13 protein-coding genes are annotated in these 15,689 nt (G+C 39.2%); 8 read left to right on the top strand and 5 right to left on the bottom strand.

Features of this window, described 5'->3' with window-relative positions; genetic code table 11:
* The first annotated feature begins 274 nt into the window (after positions 1-274).
* The 3 genes from J8L71_RS13920 (at position 275) to J8L71_RS13910 (ending at position 2,349) form a co-directional block, all read left to right on the top strand.
* Positions 275-1,018, top strand: coding sequence for a ferredoxin--NADP reductase (locus J8L71_RS13920; RefSeq protein ID WP_211001057.1), 744 nt, complete (start codon positions 275-277; stop codon positions 1,016-1,018).
* A 251-nt stretch (positions 1,019-1,269) separates the two neighbouring features.
* The gene (locus J8L71_RS13915) at positions 1,270-2,019 is read left to right on the top strand and encodes a nuclear transport factor 2 family protein (protein ID WP_211001056.1); all 750 of its coding nucleotides are present in this window, start codon (positions 1,270-1,272) and stop codon (positions 2,017-2,019) included.
* A 9-nt stretch (positions 2,020-2,028) separates the two neighbouring features.
* Positions 2,029-2,349 (top strand): hypothetical protein, encoded by a 321-nt coding sequence (locus J8L71_RS13910; RefSeq protein WP_211001055.1) that lies wholly within the window; start codon positions 2,029-2,031, stop codon positions 2,347-2,349.
* A gap of 138 nt (positions 2,350-2,487) precedes the next feature.
* Here the strand turns inward: J8L71_RS13910 and J8L71_RS13905 are convergent, their stop codons facing one another.
* Complete coding sequence (locus tag J8L71_RS13905) at positions 2,488-3,378, bottom strand: tetratricopeptide repeat protein (RefSeq protein ID WP_211001054.1); 891 nt, start codon at positions 3,376-3,378, stop codon at positions 2,488-2,490.
* A 723-nt stretch (positions 3,379-4,101) separates the two neighbouring features.
* On the opposite strand from J8L71_RS13905, the gene katG reads away from it, so the two are divergent.
* Positions 4,102-6,282 (top strand): catalase/peroxidase HPI, encoded by a 2,181-nt coding sequence (gene katG / locus J8L71_RS13900; RefSeq protein WP_211001053.1) that lies wholly within the window; start codon positions 4,102-4,104, stop codon positions 6,280-6,282.
* A 565-nt stretch (positions 6,283-6,847) separates the two neighbouring features.
* Here the strand turns inward: katG and J8L71_RS13895 are convergent.
* A complete protein-coding gene (locus J8L71_RS13895) occupies positions 6,848-7,420 on the bottom strand; it encodes a short-chain dehydrogenase (RefSeq protein WP_211001052.1) in 573 nt (190 codons plus the stop codon).
* Between the two features lie 180 nt (positions 7,421-7,600).
* Here J8L71_RS13895 and arfB point away from each other — a divergent pair, with 180 nt between their 5' ends.
* On the top strand, positions 7,601-8,014 hold the full coding sequence (gene arfB, locus J8L71_RS13890) for an alternative ribosome rescue aminoacyl-tRNA hydrolase ArfB (RefSeq protein WP_104643747.1): 414 nt from the start codon (positions 7,601-7,603) through the stop codon (positions 8,012-8,014).
* 60 nt (positions 8,015-8,074) lie between these two features.
* On the opposite strand, the gene J8L71_RS13885 is transcribed toward arfB, so the two are convergent.
* From J8L71_RS13885 to J8L71_RS13875, 3 genes are all read right to left on the bottom strand, one after another.
* Complete coding sequence (locus tag J8L71_RS13885; protein ID WP_211001051.1) at positions 8,075-9,673, bottom strand: ABC-F family ATPase; 1,599 nt, start codon at positions 9,671-9,673, stop codon at positions 8,075-8,077.
* 241 nt (positions 9,674-9,914) lie between these two features.
* Positions 9,915-10,649: a transporter substrate-binding domain-containing protein gene (locus J8L71_RS13880; RefSeq protein WP_211001050.1), complete on the bottom strand. Its 735-nt coding sequence runs from the start codon at positions 10,647-10,649 to the stop codon at positions 9,915-9,917.
* A 7-nt stretch (positions 10,650-10,656) separates the two neighbouring features.
* Entirely contained in the window at positions 10,657-11,394 is a 738-nt protein-coding gene (locus tag J8L71_RS13875; RefSeq protein ID WP_211001049.1) for a transporter substrate-binding domain-containing protein, read from the bottom strand.
* Between the two features lie 291 nt (positions 11,395-11,685).
* Here J8L71_RS13875 and J8L71_RS13870 point away from each other — a divergent pair, with 291 nt between their 5' ends.
* From J8L71_RS13870 to J8L71_RS13860, 3 genes are all read left to right on the top strand, one after another.
* Complete coding sequence (locus J8L71_RS13870; protein ID WP_211001048.1) at positions 11,686-12,282, top strand: class I SAM-dependent methyltransferase; 597 nt, start codon at positions 11,686-11,688, stop codon at positions 12,280-12,282.
* On the top strand, positions 12,279-13,379 hold the full coding sequence (locus tag J8L71_RS13865; RefSeq protein WP_211001047.1) for an HNH endonuclease: 1,101 nt from the start codon (positions 12,279-12,281) through the stop codon (positions 13,377-13,379). The genes J8L71_RS13870 and J8L71_RS13865 overlap by 4 nt, the downstream gene beginning before the upstream one ends.
* A 1,556-nt stretch (positions 13,380-14,935) precedes the next feature.
* On the top strand, positions 14,936-15,664 hold the full coding sequence (locus tag J8L71_RS13860; RefSeq protein ID WP_211001046.1) for a transglutaminase domain-containing protein: 729 nt from the start codon (positions 14,936-14,938) through the stop codon (positions 15,662-15,664).
* Positions 15,665-15,689 lie beyond the last annotated feature (25 nt).

Raw genomic sequence — 15,689 nt, 5'->3', positions numbered from 1 at the left:
ACTAAGTTTTGGAGACACGCCCAAAGTGAAGTGAGACTAAAACCTCCAAAGCCGCATTTTATGCGGCTTTTTTTATGCCTAAATAAAGAGTTAATCTTTATTAAAGTGCTAGGATTTGCGCATGTTTAGAGCAAAGCCTCTTCAAATTGACCCCTCTTTTTAAAGCTTTTAAATATAACGGTGCGTTATGTAAGTTTATCTCACTTAATGATAGTGTTTAAATTACAACCATTCTTTAGGTCGGCAGTGATATTGTTCAGCTTTGGAGTTAAATATGTCTAATTGGGTAGAAGCAACAGTAAAAGATATAAAATGGTGGAGCGAAACACTTTTTAGTTTAACGCTTAACGCAGATATAGCGCCATTTAAGGCGGGGCAATTTACCAAGCTTTCAATAATGGATGGCGAAAAACGTATTGCTCGCGCCTACTCATTTGTAAATGCCCCAGAAAACCCCAATCTAGAGTTTTATTTAATTAATGTTATTGATGGTTTGCTTTCGCCGCATTTAGCAAAATTGCAACCCGGCGAAACTGTACTTATAGAACAACGTGCTACAGGCTTTTTTACCCTTGACGAAATCCCGCAAAGCGATCAGCTTTGGATGCTCGGAACGGGCACTGCAATAGGGCCATTTTTATCTATATTGCAGCAACCCGATGTATGGCAAAAATACAAAAGCATTAATATAGTACATGGCGTACGTTTTAATAACGATTTAAGCTATCAAGCACTTATTAATGAGCTTTTAAGAGTGTACCCAGAGCAACTTAACTATATTCCTGTAGTGAGTAGAGAAGAGCCGTTACAAGGCCTTAGCGGTCGTATTACTAGCGCCATTGAAAACAATCGACTGTTTGATCATGCAAACTTACAGCCTACACCTAACAACGCTCAATTTATGATTTGCGGAAATCCACAAATGGTAAAAGATACAACAAACTTATTACTTGCAAAAAACTTTACCCGAAATCGCCGCAAAAATCCCGGTAACATCACTGTAGAGCAGTATTGGTAAGCTTCAGCTATGGTATTAGCTACCCGATAACGTTAAAATTTGCTATGTTGCAACCTTATACCAATTTTATCAAAAATATGAGCATTCTATTGCATTAAATAACTCACTAACTGCGTTAAAAATTATTCATATAAAACAGCTATATGTCACAATTTTCGCGTTGTTATTGTGCTATTTTCTTGACGCTATAACAGATCACTTATTTAATGCAATTGGTATTACACGTGTTTAGTGTTCATTTTAGGAAAGTTATGAAACCGTTATCAATCATTTTGGCCTCGTTAGCTACTACCGTTGCGCTTATTACTTATGCTGCCGATCAAACCGAGTCTGAGCAAAAAAAAGCACAACCAACTCAAGCAGAGCAAGTAAACACTGAAAGTAAAATAGTTGAAGAGCAGCAATCAGTGGCTGAAACTAAAACAGAAGATAAACTTAATACGCTTGAGTACAAAGAACCTGAGCTCAAAAAGCCAGTTATTGATAACACCAAACCGGATGATTCCAAAGTTTTAGGTAACGAGCAAAGTAAACCAGCTGTAAAACCTAAAAACAAAATAGAAAAAGCCGTAGCCGTAGCAGAAGCCGAAAAAGCAGTAACACAAGCTAAAGAAGCCCTAACAGTTAAACAGCAAACTAAAGCTAAGCAGTCACGCGAATCTCTAGCTGTAGTAGAGCAGTTAATAAAAGCATATAACGCACGCAACATTGAAGAGTTTTTACGTGTATATGATGAAGATGTAGAGTTTTATATTTTCCCAAATGAGCTACTATTTAAAGGAAAAGAAAAACTAATAGCACGCTACGGGCTAATGTTTAAAAAGCTAAAGTGTATTCACTCATCGCCAATCAAACGCATAGTGCACGGCGATATTGTAATAGATCACGAGCTATCAGAAACTTGCTCAACCGACGAAAATGTAATTGATAAACGCTCAGAGCTTATATCGAGCTACCAAATAAAAGATGGAAAAATAGTACGTGTGCTGTTTTTTAGATAAAGGGTAAGTATGCAAATAAATGACGAAAAAAAAATTCGCTTAATGTATCGCATTGAGCCAGGTTGCCTTGGGCCGCAAGGCGTTGAGCATATTGAAGATTTCTGTCGCTTTGCTAATAAGCATATTAAATCCCCTTTTTATGCACAGTTTGTATTTTTACCTCGTCACGACAAAACTATTGATGAGCGGCAATACAGTGTAAACAGCCGTAACCTATCTCTTGTGCAGGCTCGCGCATATTTAAAACACTTTGAAATTAATATGGAAGAGTTTGAAGAGCAACTCGACGAGCTGCTCACTAAAGCCATCGACCTATACTTTAAGCGATAAACGCACACCATTTAAGTCGCTGCACATTCACAGTTAACATATTTGTTTACTTAACTTTTAAAATCCAATTCGCATGTACTAAAAAAGGGCCTAAGCCCTTTTTTAAATACCAGCAACGTTAAGTACAAAGCTAACTTACTATGCTTGCTCACCCGCTACAATAATATTAAAGCTATCGTTGTCATGCAGGCTTGCAAATGCACTTTCATGCAATAGCTCATTTCGTAAATTAGGTGAATACTCAAGTGCCATTTTAATATCGGCTAAGGCGTCGGCATGTTTGTGTGTAAGGGCATAAGCACAGGCACGCTGCCAATATGCATAACCGTAATCACTATCTATATCAATGGCTTGGTTACAAAGTTCAATGGCTTGTGCTGTTTCGTTAATTTCAAGCAGTGCATCGGCTTTGTACGCAATCGCTTCAACGTCTTCTGGTTTACGATTAAGTATTTCGTCAAAAATTTCAATTTTGTTAGCAAAGTCACTTTCTAAATTGGCACGCATCCACAGTGAGTGCACTTCGTTTGTAACCGATATACGTTCTTGGTTACTAAGAATTTCTTCTGAACGTACGCGTAGCTTTTCTTCAAGAATTTTTAAGCGATCTTCGTACTCGTCAGTAATAACGCTAACACGTGTATTTACTATATCTTCTACTTTGTTTTTAACATCACGCAAAGAGTTCCAGCCCACCAATACCAAAATAGAAGCGGTAGCCGTAATTATAAAAAATACATTATTAATAGTGTCGGTAGTGTAGGTTAAAGCGCGATCGGCGGTATCTAATTGGGCGTGCGTTACTTGCTTAGTTACATCTTCGCGAAGCTTTTGCTGATCTTGTCGAACGGCTTTTAGTTCATCAAGAATGTAACGCTCCATTAGTGGTTTGTACATTGGCTCTTTAAGTTGCTCAAGAGCTTGCTGCTCTTGTTGTGCTGTAGGGGCTTGAGAAACTTGCTCTGCAGCATAAGCTGAAGAAATAAAGAGTGTAAAACACACACAAACAAAATAGAGGTAATAACGCATTGGTACGCCTAGTTAAATTAATTGAGTATTACAAATACTTTAACACGGGGGCACAATCTTACCCAATTAAAACAGGCAAAAAAAAGCCAGCTCAAGGAGAGCTGGCAAAAACTGCTTAAAACAACAATATGTCGTAAGGGTTCACAGGAGAACAACTACATGCTAACTGAATCTATCTGAACAATTACTTAACTTAATTCAATTAGTTAAAAATAAAAGAAAAGGTGCATTGGGCTTAGTAATACACCTTTTTCATAATAACTACAATTTCATGGTGAAGGGGGGTGTTCCAATGTGCGCTTTGGTAAACCAAGGCCACTTTCAAACCCTTCACATACCATTACGCCCGCTTTCGTAAATTAGATCAGTGAATGTTTAAAATTAATTTATAAGTTTTAAATGCGCTACAAACTAGGTTTTAAGCGTTGATAGTTGCCCTGTTTCACAAATAAAAATTGCCTTCCGAAAATTTAGCTCTTTGCAAAATAGTGCACTATTTTAAGTTTGCTCCTCAATTAAATGGTTTTATGCAAATCTGAGATAAATTCGTACGAACATCTGAATTATCAATAGTATCAATCGATTTAATTAAATGTTTATAGGTAGCTAATAACGGGGGGGATGCCTATATTACTAGTACAGATTATAAAAAGCGCACTAACCGTTAAATATCGATTTATAAAGAAATAGTAAATAAATAATTTAAATAAATAAGGATTCACAATGAGCAAGCCAACAGCGGGTCAATGCCCTGTTATGCACGGTAGTAATTCAGTTATTTCTAAAGTAAACACCGATTGGTGGCCAAACACACTCAATTTAGACATTCTTCATCAACACGACACTAAATCAAACCCATACGATACCAATTTTAACTACGCAGAGGCGTTTGAGTCGCTTGATTTAGACGAAGTAAAAGCTGATTTAAAAACCTTTATGACCGACAGCCAAGATTGGTGGCCTGCCGATTGGGGGCATTATGGCGGTTTAATGATTCGCATGGCGTGGCACTCTGCGGGCACGTATCGTTTATCTGACGGGCGCGGCGGTGCAAGTACAGGTAATCAACGCTTTGCACCGTTAAATTCATGGCCAGATAATGCCAGCTTAGATAAAGCTCGTAGGCTTTTATGGCCACTTAAGAAAAAATACGGTAATAAGTTATCGTGGGCCGATTTATTTATACTTGCTGGTAACATGGCATACGAATCAATGGGCTTAAAAATTTATGGTTTTGCCGGCGGCCGTGAAGATATTTGGCACCCAGAAAAAGATATTTACTGGGGCGCAGAAAAAGAATGGTTGGCACCAAGTGATGAGCGCTACAACAATGTAGAAAAACCAGACACTATGGAAAACCCATTAGCGGCAGTACAAATGGGCCTTATTTACGTAAACCCAGAAGGGGTTAACGGCATACCAGATCCACTTAAAACAGCAGCCCACGTACGTGAAACATTTGCGCGTATGGCAATGGACGACGAAGAAACAGCCGCGCTTACTGTAGGTGGCCACACTGTAGGTAAAACGCACGGTAATGGTAAAGCTGAGCATTTAGGCCCTGAGCCAGAAGCCGCCGATGTACATGAGCAAGGCTTAGGCTGGAATAGCACCAAAGAAGGTGGTATTGGCCGTCATACTGTAACCTCAGGCCTAGAAGGTGCATGGACCACACACCCAACTAAATGGGATAACGGTTACTGCCATTTATTACTAAATTACGAATGGGAGCTCACAAAAAGCCCAGCCGGCGCTCATCAGTGGGAGCCTGTAAATATTAAAGAAGAAGACAAGCCAGTAGACGTAGAAGATCCATCAATTCGTTTAAACCCAATGATGACCGATGCCGATATGGCCATGAAAGTGGACCCAGCGTATCGTAAAATTATTGAGCGCTTTAATAACGACTTTGAATACTTCTCTGATGTGTTTGCGCGCGCATGGTTTAAGCTAACTCACCGCGATTTAGGCCCTAAAGCCTGTTACTTAGGTAAAGACGTACCAAGCGAAGACCTAATTTGGCAAGATCCAATTCCAGCGGTTGATTACACATTGTCAGACGACGAAATCACAAGCTTAAAAGCGCAATTGCTTGATTGCGGTGTAAGCGTAACTGATTTAATAAATACTGCATGGGATAGCGCACGAACGTATCGTGGTTCTGATAAACGAGGCGGTGCAAATGGCGCGCGTATTCGTTTAGCACCACAAAAAGATTGGCAGGGTAATGAACCAGAGCGCTTAGCAAGCGTATTATCAGCGCTTGAAAAAGTACAAGCGGGTTTATCTAAGCCAGTAAGTATGGCTGATCTAATTGTACTAGGTGGCACAGCGGCTGTAGAGCAAGCTGCAAAACAAGCAGGTGTTAATGTAACAGTTCCGTTTGCACCAGGACGCGGCGATGCAACAGACGAAATGACCGATGCAGAGTCGTTTGATGTACTTGAGCCAATTCACGATGGTTTTAGAAACTACCTTAAAAAAGACTTTAGCGTATCGCCAGAAGAACTACTTTTAGAGCGTAGCCAGTTAATGGGCTTAACGGCACCAGAAATGACCGCGCTTATGGGCGGCATGCGAGTACTAGGTACAAACTACGCAGGTACAAAACATGGTGTACTTACTGATAACGTAGGTACATTATCAACCGACTTTTTTGTAAACCTAACCGACATGGCCAACAACTGGAAGCCACTAGAGCCAGGTATTTACAACATTGTAGAACGTAAAACAGGCACCATTAAATGGACAGCCACACGTGTAGATTTAGTGTTTGGTTCAAACTCTATTTTACGTGCCCTAAGCGAGTTTTATGCACAAGACGATAATAAAGAACGTTTTGTACACGACTTTATAAATGCTTGGGTAAAAGTAATGAACGCCGATAGATTCGATCTTAAATAATCTACGTGGTAAAACTAAAAAAGGTGGCCAATGCCACCTTTTTATTTAAGCGTTAAATCACATACCGCAGGCGCCGAGCTTGCTCACGCGAGAAGCAAAGCTTCTAATCACTTGCACTTAACAAACCACCTTTTTACATAAAGCGTTAAATCACCCACCGTAGGCGTCGAGCTTGCTCACGCGAGAAGCGAAGCTTCTAATCACTTACGCTCAACAAACCCACCTTTTTACACAAGCGTTAAATCACATACCGCAGGCGTTGAGCTTGCTCACGCGAGAAGCAAAGCTTCTAGTCACTTACGCCCAATAAAGCCCACCTATACTTAAATTTTTAGCTGCACTTATTCAAGCTTTTCCTATAGTTATAAAAAAGGTAACCAAACCCACCTTTTTACATCAAGCGTTAAATCATCCACCGTAGGCGTCGAGCTTGCTCACGCGAGAAGCAAAGCTTCTAATCACTTAAGCTCAACAAAATTTACTTACGCTTATTCAAACTATCAAAAACCAGGCATTAAAAAAGGTGGCTAAAGCCACCTTTTTACACAAGCATTAACTTATAAAATTATAATAATGCAAAAATCTTTTGAAGCTGTGGCATGTATTCACCAACTAGTTCTAGGTTACTTTCGCTTACTAGCGAATCAGTAGATTCTTCAGCAGCGCTTGATGATTTACCAAACGAACCCATTAACGAGCTAGCGTCACTACTTTTTGCGCTTTTAAGGCTTTGTAGGCCGCTCATTACTTTAGTTGCTGTTTCTTGGTTTTCTGCAGAAAGGCCCGACTTTAAGTTTTCGATGTAAGCCATAGACACTTCAGAACCCACAGAAACCAATTCTTCAGGAGAAAAACCATAGCTGTTTGTTACGCTTGCAAAGCTTTTGTATAGGTCTTGTTCTTTGATCATGTTAAGCGCAGTGTTAGCCATTGAGCTTTGCTCATCAACGCTTTGATCGGCAGAGCCACCCAACATGCTTGCTAAATCTAGGTCTTGTAAAGACTCTTGACTGCTTGCCCAGCTAGAAACCGCTGGAAGAGCTTTCATGTAGCTTTGTAATTGGCCTTCGCTAATGTCTTCTGCAAGGCTTGAAAAACTCATTGCTAATAAGCTGATAGATAAAAGTATTTTTTTCATTGGGCATTTCCTATTATGTAATTAACGCCATTAAAAACTAAATGTAAGCGCTTGCCAATAAAAAACTAAAGTATTAGTCATATTTAGGCAATAAAGCAGTATAAATCTAAGGCTTGTTGATTCAGCACAAATCTAGTTACAAATGATATAATGCATTTTTGTCGATACGAGCTGAACACAATGTTAACCATATCAAATACTGTCACGATAGATGAATGGGAACTAGAGCTAACCGCTATACGTTCGCAAGGTGCCGGTGGCCAAAACGTTAACAAGGTAGCCAGTGCTATTCATTTACGCTTTGATATTAATCGCTCAAAGTTACCCGACTTTTACAAAGAGCGCCTACTAAAGCTAAACGACTCACGCATTACTAAAGAAGGCGTTTTAATCATAAAAGCGCAAAGCCACCGCACACAAGAGCTCAACCGCGAAGACGCGCTAAGCCGCTTAAAAGATCTAATTCTTAGCGCTACAAAAGTAAATAAAGCCCGCCGAGCAACCAAGCCAAGCCGCAACTCACAGCGCAAACGCATGGATAAAAAAACTAAGCATGGGCAAACTAAAGCCCTACGCGGTAATATTAAGTTTTAACCGCACAAAAAAACGGCGCTAAATTTAGCGCCGTTTTTTGTAAGCTATTAAAGGTAAAACTTACGCTTTTTTCATTTCAATGCTTGATAGGTACTCGTCAAACGTACCTTGAAAGTCAATTACTTGCTTATCTTTAATATCAATAATACGCGTAGCAAGGGACGATACAAATTCACGGTCGTGGCTTACAAAAATAAGCGTACCTTCAAAGTCTTTAAGCGCATTGTTAAGCGCTTCAATGGCTTCCATATCCATGTGGTTAGTTGGCTCGTCCATTACAAGTACGTTAACGTCTTGCATCATTAACTTACCAAATAACAAACGGTTTTTTTCACCACCTGAACAGTTACGCGCTTTTTTGTTTGAATCGTCTGCGGTAAACAACAAACGGCCTAACATGCCACGAACCATTAAATCATTGTGCTTAGCTGTACGCCACTGCGACATCCAATCAAACAAGGTTAAGTCGTTATCAAAATCTTTTGTGCTGTCTTGTGGGCAGTAACCAAAGCTCGCATTTTCAGACCATTTAATTTCGCCTTCATTACTTTTAAGCTCGTTAACTAAACAGCGTAAAAAGGTTGTTTTACCCACACCGTTTTCGCCAATTACCGCAAGCTTAGCGCCTGCTTCTAGTAAAAAGTCGCCGCCGCTAAATAAGGTTTCGCCATCAAAACCGTGGCCAAGCTTGTTAACTTCAAGCGCTTGACGGTACATTTTTTTGCCTTCGTCAAAACTAAGTGATGGGCTCATACGGCTCGATGCTTTAACTTCATCAAGCTTAATTTTATCCATTTTTTTAGCGCGCGAACTTGCTTGTTTAGCTTTAGAGGCGTTAGCACCAAAACGGTTAACAAAGTCTTGTAACTCGTCAATCTCGGCGCTTTTTTTAGCGTTTTCAGCTAAAAGTTGCTCACGTTGTAGGCCTGCCGCTTCTAAAAACTTCTCGTAATTACCAGGGTAAATACGCAGCTCGCCGTAATCAATGTCGGCCATGTGTGTACATACCGAGTTTAAAAAGTGGCGGTCATGGGAAATAATAATCATCGTACATTTACGTTTGTTTAGCTCATTAGCTAGCCACGTAATGGTATGAATATCCAAGTTATTGGTAGGCTCATCGAGTAGCAAAATATCAGGGTTTGCAAACAGCGCTTGTGCTAAAAGCACACGTAATTTCCAACCTGGTGCAACGTTTGCCATTAAACCGTAATGAAATTCTTTTTCTATGCCGGCTTCTAGCAAAATTTCTTCTGCGCGGCTTTCGGCTGTGTATCCGTCCATTTCAGCAAAAACGCTTTCAAGATCGGCTACTTTCATGCCGTCTTCTTCGCTCATTTCTGGCAATGAGTAAATACGGTCACGTTCTTGTTTTACTTTCCAAAGCTCAACGTCGCCCATGATTACTGCGTCTACAACACTGTATTGTTCAAACGCAAACTGGTCTTGGCTTAGGTTACCTACTTTTAACCCTGGCGTAATAGATACATTACCCGCACTTGGAACAAGCGCACCGCTTAAAATTTTCATGAAAGTCGACTTGCCGCAGCCGTTAGCGCCAATTAAACCGTAACGGTTTCCGTTACCAAATTTAGCTGAAATGTTTTCAAATAACGGCTCTGCGCCAAACTGCATCGTAATATTTGCGGTGGAGATCAAAAAGTTAGTCCTAGAATGAGTACTGACAGGGACCAACTGCAGCAAAAACGCCACAAACAAGACCAAGCAATAGGGTAAATTAGCTGGCGAATTATACAGATCAGCCCACCCGAATGAAAGGTAAAAGGCGGCTAATTTTTACAAGTTAAATTTAAAGGAGAGAGGCATAAAAAGTAACTTAACCTAAATGTCAGCTTTAAAGTGGCTAAGTTATTAATATAAATGGTTAGATTAAAGCATTTTAATTAATGGTATAAATTTGCTCAATAACGGCTTTTTTGTCTTTAATAAGCGCATTGATTACAGCAACGTCATCAAGCGTCATCGACTCTTTACTCATCATAAAATGTACGCCATTAGTATTAATGGCAGGCGAGCTGTTTACCGGTAAAACCGTGTTGTATTGTTTAGCAAAGTATTGCGCGACTATTGAATCGTCAATGACGTAATCTACTCGTTTTTTATTTAGCATACCAAAGCGCGTATTTGCATCGCTAGTAGGCACTACTTGGTTGCTATATTGCTTTTTTATTTTTTCAAACTCAGCACCAAAAAAGCTCCCTCTATTAACCGCAACGCTATAACCTTTATTAAAAAGGGCCTCTAAGCTGGTTACTTCTTTTGCATCTTCATGCTTATAAAGCAGCATAATTTCATCGCGGTACGCAATAGTAAAATGAGAATACTCAGCACGCTTTTCAGTAAAGCTTGCAGCATAAGTAATATCTATATGACCTGTTTTAAGCTCTTGTTGCACACGCGCAAAGCTCGGAAAATAAACCCATTTAATGCAAAAAGGGGAACCCTCAAATACCGCGTTAACAGTATCAACCTCTGCGCCTATAAATTTATCGCCTTGCTTAATTAAGTACGGCGCCCAATTCGTCTCGTTGGTACCCATTATTAGCGTTTTAGTACATGCCATCGCATTAAATTGAGAAAATAAAAATATAAAGCTTATTACTAACGTTTTCATAAATAGCCTATTCAAAAAGCGCCTTAAGGGCGGCTTTATTTTGCAAAATATGCTGATTAATTACGTTAACGTCATCAACCGAGAGAGTTTTTTTACTTAACATTAAGTAAATGTCGTCTTTATTTACTGCCTTAAAGTTAGGCACTACCGCCACATTATTAGCGCGCTTACTAAAATAAGCGCCTACTAGCTTATCTTCAATGACAAAATCTATTCGTTGTTTGTTAAGCATTTCAAAGCGCTTACTTGTTGCGCTGGTGTACTCTATTTGGCTTTTGTGTGTTGTTTTATATTGCTCAAACTCAGCGCCATAATAACTCCCAAAATTAGCACCAATGGTTAAACCTTGGTCAAAAATATCAGCCAAGTTTTTAACTGTATGAGTGTTGTTTTTGTTTTGGTATACGCGCATTACCTCAGTGCGATAGCTATCGGTAAAGTGTACAAACTGTGCACGTTTATCGGTATAGCTTGCCGCCCACCCTAAATCTATACGGCCATGCCTAAGTTCTGTAAAAGCGCGTTTAGAATTTGGCAGCATTTTTACTTCAAAGCAAAAAGGGGAGTCTTTAAAAATAATGTTTAACGCATCTACTTCACTGCCTTGCAACTGCCCGTTCAAACCCACCACATAAGGCGGCCAAAAGGCATCGTGCGAGGCTACGGTAAGTGTTCTTTCGCAGGCAAAAACACTCAAAGAGGTACTAAATAGCAAACACAGTAATACGGTCGTTAATTTATTCATTGCGCCTCATGCAGTGTAATTTTTTGTTTATTATTAAAACAGTATAAACCAGCTTTTATATATTGGTGCAGGAATGAGCAAAGTTGTAAAAAAATGCATTAAAAAAACTAGCAATAAACTTCAATGCGAGAAGATTATTGCTAAATTCAATACAAACAGCGTATTAAGTTAAAAAAATCTACTTATAACTTCTTTAATTTATAGGCTTGTTCCTGTAGATTAGACAAATTATGAATGGAGTATTAACAGCGCCTTAGCTGTTAGATGATTAGCCAAGGAGCGGTGAGTCTCGTGTCAAACACCACACTTACTTATTACAACCAAAATGCGAAAGCCTTTAGCGACTCAACACTTAATGTTGATATGTCGGCGCTTTACGCTGAGTTTTTACCGCACGTTGCACAACACGGGAGTATTTTAGATGCCGGTTGTGGCAGTGCACGCGATGCCGCATTTTTTAAAGCGCAAGGTTTTACTGTAAGTGCATTTGATGCAAGCACAGAGCTTACTGAGTTGGCAAGCAGTTACTTACAACAACCTGTAGCGGTTAAAACATTCCAAGAGCTAAATTGTGTAAATAAATACGACGGGATTTGGTGCTGCGCTAGTTTATTACACGTGCCAAAAGCTGAGTTACCACAAGTGTTTTTAAACCTACAAAATGCGCTTAAACCGAATGGGGTTTTATATGTATCGTTTAAATATGGCGATACAGAGCGTGTGCATAATGGTCGTGAATTTACCGATTTAAACGAAAATGCTTTAACGCATTTACTTAGCCATACGCAGTTAAAAGCTATTAAACAATGGCAAAGTGTTGACAAGCGACCAGAACGCGAAAGTGAAGTGTGGTTAAATGCGCTTATAAAAGTAGTGCACGTTTTATGATTGGATCAATGCAGCAACAGCTCGACTTTATTGCTTATATTCAGCGCTTATTAGTTGAAGGTGATTTTAGTGCTACTTATAAGTTTGCACTTTTACATGCACTGGCTGATATTAGTATCGAAAAACATCACGCCGATCCGCAAGCACAGTTACAAATAAAATTTGATGAATTAGTCGATAAATTTATTACTTTATATTGGCACCAAGCGTCGCCATTTGGTGCAATTGGTAATAATAGAGAGCAACTACTTTTACAAAATACCAACTCTAATAAACAAGCCAAAATTATAACTACGCTTCATGATGCAAAATTAAATAATATTAATTCAATTAGCCAATTAAAAAAGAGCCACGGTTGGAATAATATACGCAGTTCAACACTAAAAACCATTAAAGATGGCCCGCTATGGCTATTACAAAAATTAAATGGCAAAGAAGAGTGTTTCTTGTATCCCCATATTAAAGGTCAATCATACATTACATTAAATGAAGGCATTGCAGGCTGCTTTAGGCGTTTTTACGACTTAGTTGTTTATTTAGCAAAAAATGCATGGCTGCAAAAAATTCAAAGTATTAAGCATAATCAAGCCTTAATTGGCCCACAAAGCCAATTACACGAATTTTTATTTGGTTTTGATCGCAATGCACTGAGTAAGGCAAAGCCTGTGTTGATAGAGCTTCAGCACGGTAATTGTTTTTATTGCCAAAAGCCGTTGAATAGTAAAACCGAGGTTGATCACTTTATACCGTTTGCTCGCTACGCAAATGATTTAGGTCATAACTTTGTGGCAGCACACAGCACCTGTAATAACAGTAAAAGTGACTTTTTAGCTGCGCAGCTTCACCGCGAACGCTGGCAAGAACAAAATTTAGTGATTAATAGCCAGCATTTAACAAGTGAACTTAGTAATTACTTTAATTGCGATTCAGATAAGTCACTTGCAGTCAGTAATTGGGCATATCAGGTTGCACAGGCTAACAGTGCAAAGTTATGGGTAAAAAAAGGTTATTTTGAAGAAGCGGCTAGCTTTAAATATCAGCAGCCAAGTGCAAGGTTTGATTTAGTGGCGGAAGAAAAGCCAAGGTATGACGTGTAATGAATAATTTGTAGTTCGTGCTGTAGGTTTGGGTTTACCTCGCGCTTTTGGGTTGTAGGCGCAGAGCTTGCTCGCGCGAAAAGCGAAGCTTTTAAATTTCGGTGTAATTAATGTGTAGGTGCGATTTTATATCGCGCTGTGAATTGTAGACGCGCAGCTTGCTGGCGTGCAAAGCGAAGCTTTGAATGTGTTAATGTAATTATATAAATGATGTTTTGGTGTGAAGATTTAAGGGATTTTAAAACCTCTATTCGAGGTTGTATCGCGTTGGCGATGGCAACCAAAGGGCGGCTGCCGCCGACCGCCCTTTGGAATCCCACGGCGCACCCGAGGATCACACTTTATCTTCAACTTACGTGAATGATGTGAACGTAACCAGCGTAGATAGGCCATCCATGGCCAAGCTACGCTTTGTACAGCATCCATGCTGTAAATTACTCATCATTAACTAAGTCTCAGGTGTGATCACGGGGAATTGGCGTGTGCTGGTAGATTGGTGTTTATGAATGTAGACGCGATTTTATCTCGCGCTTTTGGGTTGTAGGCGCAGAGCTTGCTCGCGCGAAAAGCGCAGCTTTTAAACTTCGTGTAATTAATGTGCAGGTACGATTTTATATCGCGTTCATAAGTTGTTTTTTTCGTGGGATTCAAGGGATTCAAAACCTCTATTCGAGGTTTTATCGCGTTGGCGATGGCAACCAAAGGGTGGCATTTGAGAAATATTTTGGCATTGTACGAGGTAATTCGTCCATGAAGCAGGGTTCCTGTCAGCATCCATGCTTTCACTTCTTCGTGCTGCGAAGCTTCGCTTCGGTCACTCGTCACTCACGGCGCACCCGAGGATCACACTGTATCTTCAACTTACGTTAATGATGTGAACGTAACCAGCGTAGATAGGCCATCCATGGCCAAGCTACGCTTTGTAAAGCATTGCCTAAAGGGATTTAGGTACTTGGAATTTGTCGGGAACAAAATTCCGCCATGCTGTAAATTACTCATCATTAACTCAGTTTCAGGTGTGATCACGGGCAATTGGTGTGTTGGTAGATTGGAGTTTATCTTAAACTTTGATTAGTTTTAACATTTATAATAGCTATAGAATCCCAGTGAGATTGTTGATTACATAATTTATACAAAGCTTCAAAATACTCAAGGGCATTAATAGAAATTTTAGAATAAATAAGATAATAAACTTACAGTCTTTGAGGCTGATTTGTGTGACTTTTGAATAGTTGGAAAGTATGAAATTATTGAATAAAGTAAAAGGTTTTTTGGCTGTATTCGGCACTCAAATATTAATTATTTTTCTTTTTATAGAAGTAAACTTGAAAAAAAAGATATCAACTCTGGGGATGCTACTGATCTTTGGTTCATCAAATATGCTATAGATTTTTTTCGCAGTAGAGAATAAACCACTTTTTTCAGCTGCTATACGACATGCTCAAAATCTAGATAGTGATGCCGTTAAAGAGAAGATTCTTGCGTATGTTTTCATATGTATATTCCTATCAATCATTTATGGAGTGACTTTTTTATATACTTCATTTACAAGGAAGATGCTCATTCGACATAAGATCATTAATACGCTGGGCTATGAAGCATGGAAAAAAGTTGATGAAGCGAGCGTATATTTGATGCTAAAGAAAGAGTTGAAAAATAATAAGAAGACGAATTTATCAATACTTGCCATGACTCTAGTCGTAATTACTTTATTGCTGATCTGTTTTTCGAAGAGTACTAAACTAGAAAAAGCTATAAGTTGCATTGAGGATAAGGAGAGTACTTCAGCATTAAGCAACTTTAACGCTGACCTTAGTGGCGTAAATAGAGCGATAAATGAGTCTTCTGAATTAGGCGACTGTTTAGTCGATAAGCTAACTCTAATAAAAAATGGAACTGATATTGACAAGGCGCAAAGCGTTCTCGATTTTGTAAGTAAAAGTATAAGTTATAAAGTTGATGTTTCAGGAACGCGTTTACCATCTAAAACTATTGTTGATGGTGAAGGGGACTGCGAAGATATGACCGCATTGTCTGGCACATTATTAAAATCTTTGGGAGTTGACTTTTATCTGATAGAAAGGAAAGCTCTAGGGCAAGATAAGCTTGGGCATATATACACTGCTATTGAATCTGATAAATATACAGGTGTAACTTGCGGAGATGTTAATTTGAGTGTGATTGATGCAACTGATGATGAAGCCACTGTAGGAATTCAAAATAACAATGGCTTAAAGTTTAAGTTTAAATGTCGATTAATAGCTAGCGAGAGATCAAGCTTTTGAATACGTAGGTGCGATTTTACATCGC

It is taken from the genome of Pseudoalteromonas sp. MMG007, assembly GCF_018100985.1.
Lineage (GTDB): Bacteria > Pseudomonadota > Gammaproteobacteria > Enterobacterales > Alteromonadaceae > Pseudoalteromonas.
This window is presented reverse-complemented; position numbering and strand designations above follow the sequence as displayed.

Excerpts from the sequence above, each read along its gene's own strand:
- J8L71_RS13920 (WP_211001057.1), top strand. The coding sequence starts at position 275 with ATGTCTAATTGGGTAGAAGCAACAGTAAAAGATATAAAATGGTGGAGC.
- J8L71_RS13910 (WP_211001055.1), top strand. The coding sequence starts at position 2,029 with ATGCAAATAAATGACGAAAAAAAAATTCGCTTAATGTATCGCATTGAG.
- J8L71_RS13875 (WP_211001049.1), bottom strand. The coding sequence starts at position 11,394 with ATGAATAAATTAACGACCGTATTACTGTGTTTGCTATTTAGTACCTCT.
- J8L71_RS13860 (WP_211001046.1), top strand. The coding sequence starts at position 14,936 with ATGCTCATTCGACATAAGATCATTAATACGCTGGGCTATGAAGCATGG.
- katG (WP_211001053.1), top strand. The coding sequence starts at position 4,102 with ATGAGCAAGCCAACAGCGGGTCAATGCCCTGTTATGCACGGTAGTAAT.
- J8L71_RS13865 (WP_211001047.1), top strand. The coding sequence starts at position 12,279 with ATGATTGGATCAATGCAGCAACAGCTCGACTTTATTGCTTATATTCAG.
- J8L71_RS13895 (WP_211001052.1), bottom strand. The coding sequence starts at position 7,420 with ATGAAAAAAATACTTTTATCTATCAGCTTATTAGCAATGAGTTTTTCA.
- J8L71_RS13880 (WP_211001050.1), bottom strand. The coding sequence starts at position 10,649 with ATGAAAACGTTAGTAATAAGCTTTATATTTTTATTTTCTCAATTTAAT.
- J8L71_RS13915 (WP_211001056.1), top strand. The coding sequence starts at position 1,270 with ATGAAACCGTTATCAATCATTTTGGCCTCGTTAGCTACTACCGTTGCG.
- J8L71_RS13905 (WP_211001054.1), bottom strand. The coding sequence starts at position 3,378 with ATGCGTTATTACCTCTATTTTGTTTGTGTGTGTTTTACACTCTTTATT.
- arfB (WP_104643747.1), top strand. The coding sequence starts at position 7,601 with ATGTTAACCATATCAAATACTGTCACGATAGATGAATGGGAACTAGAG.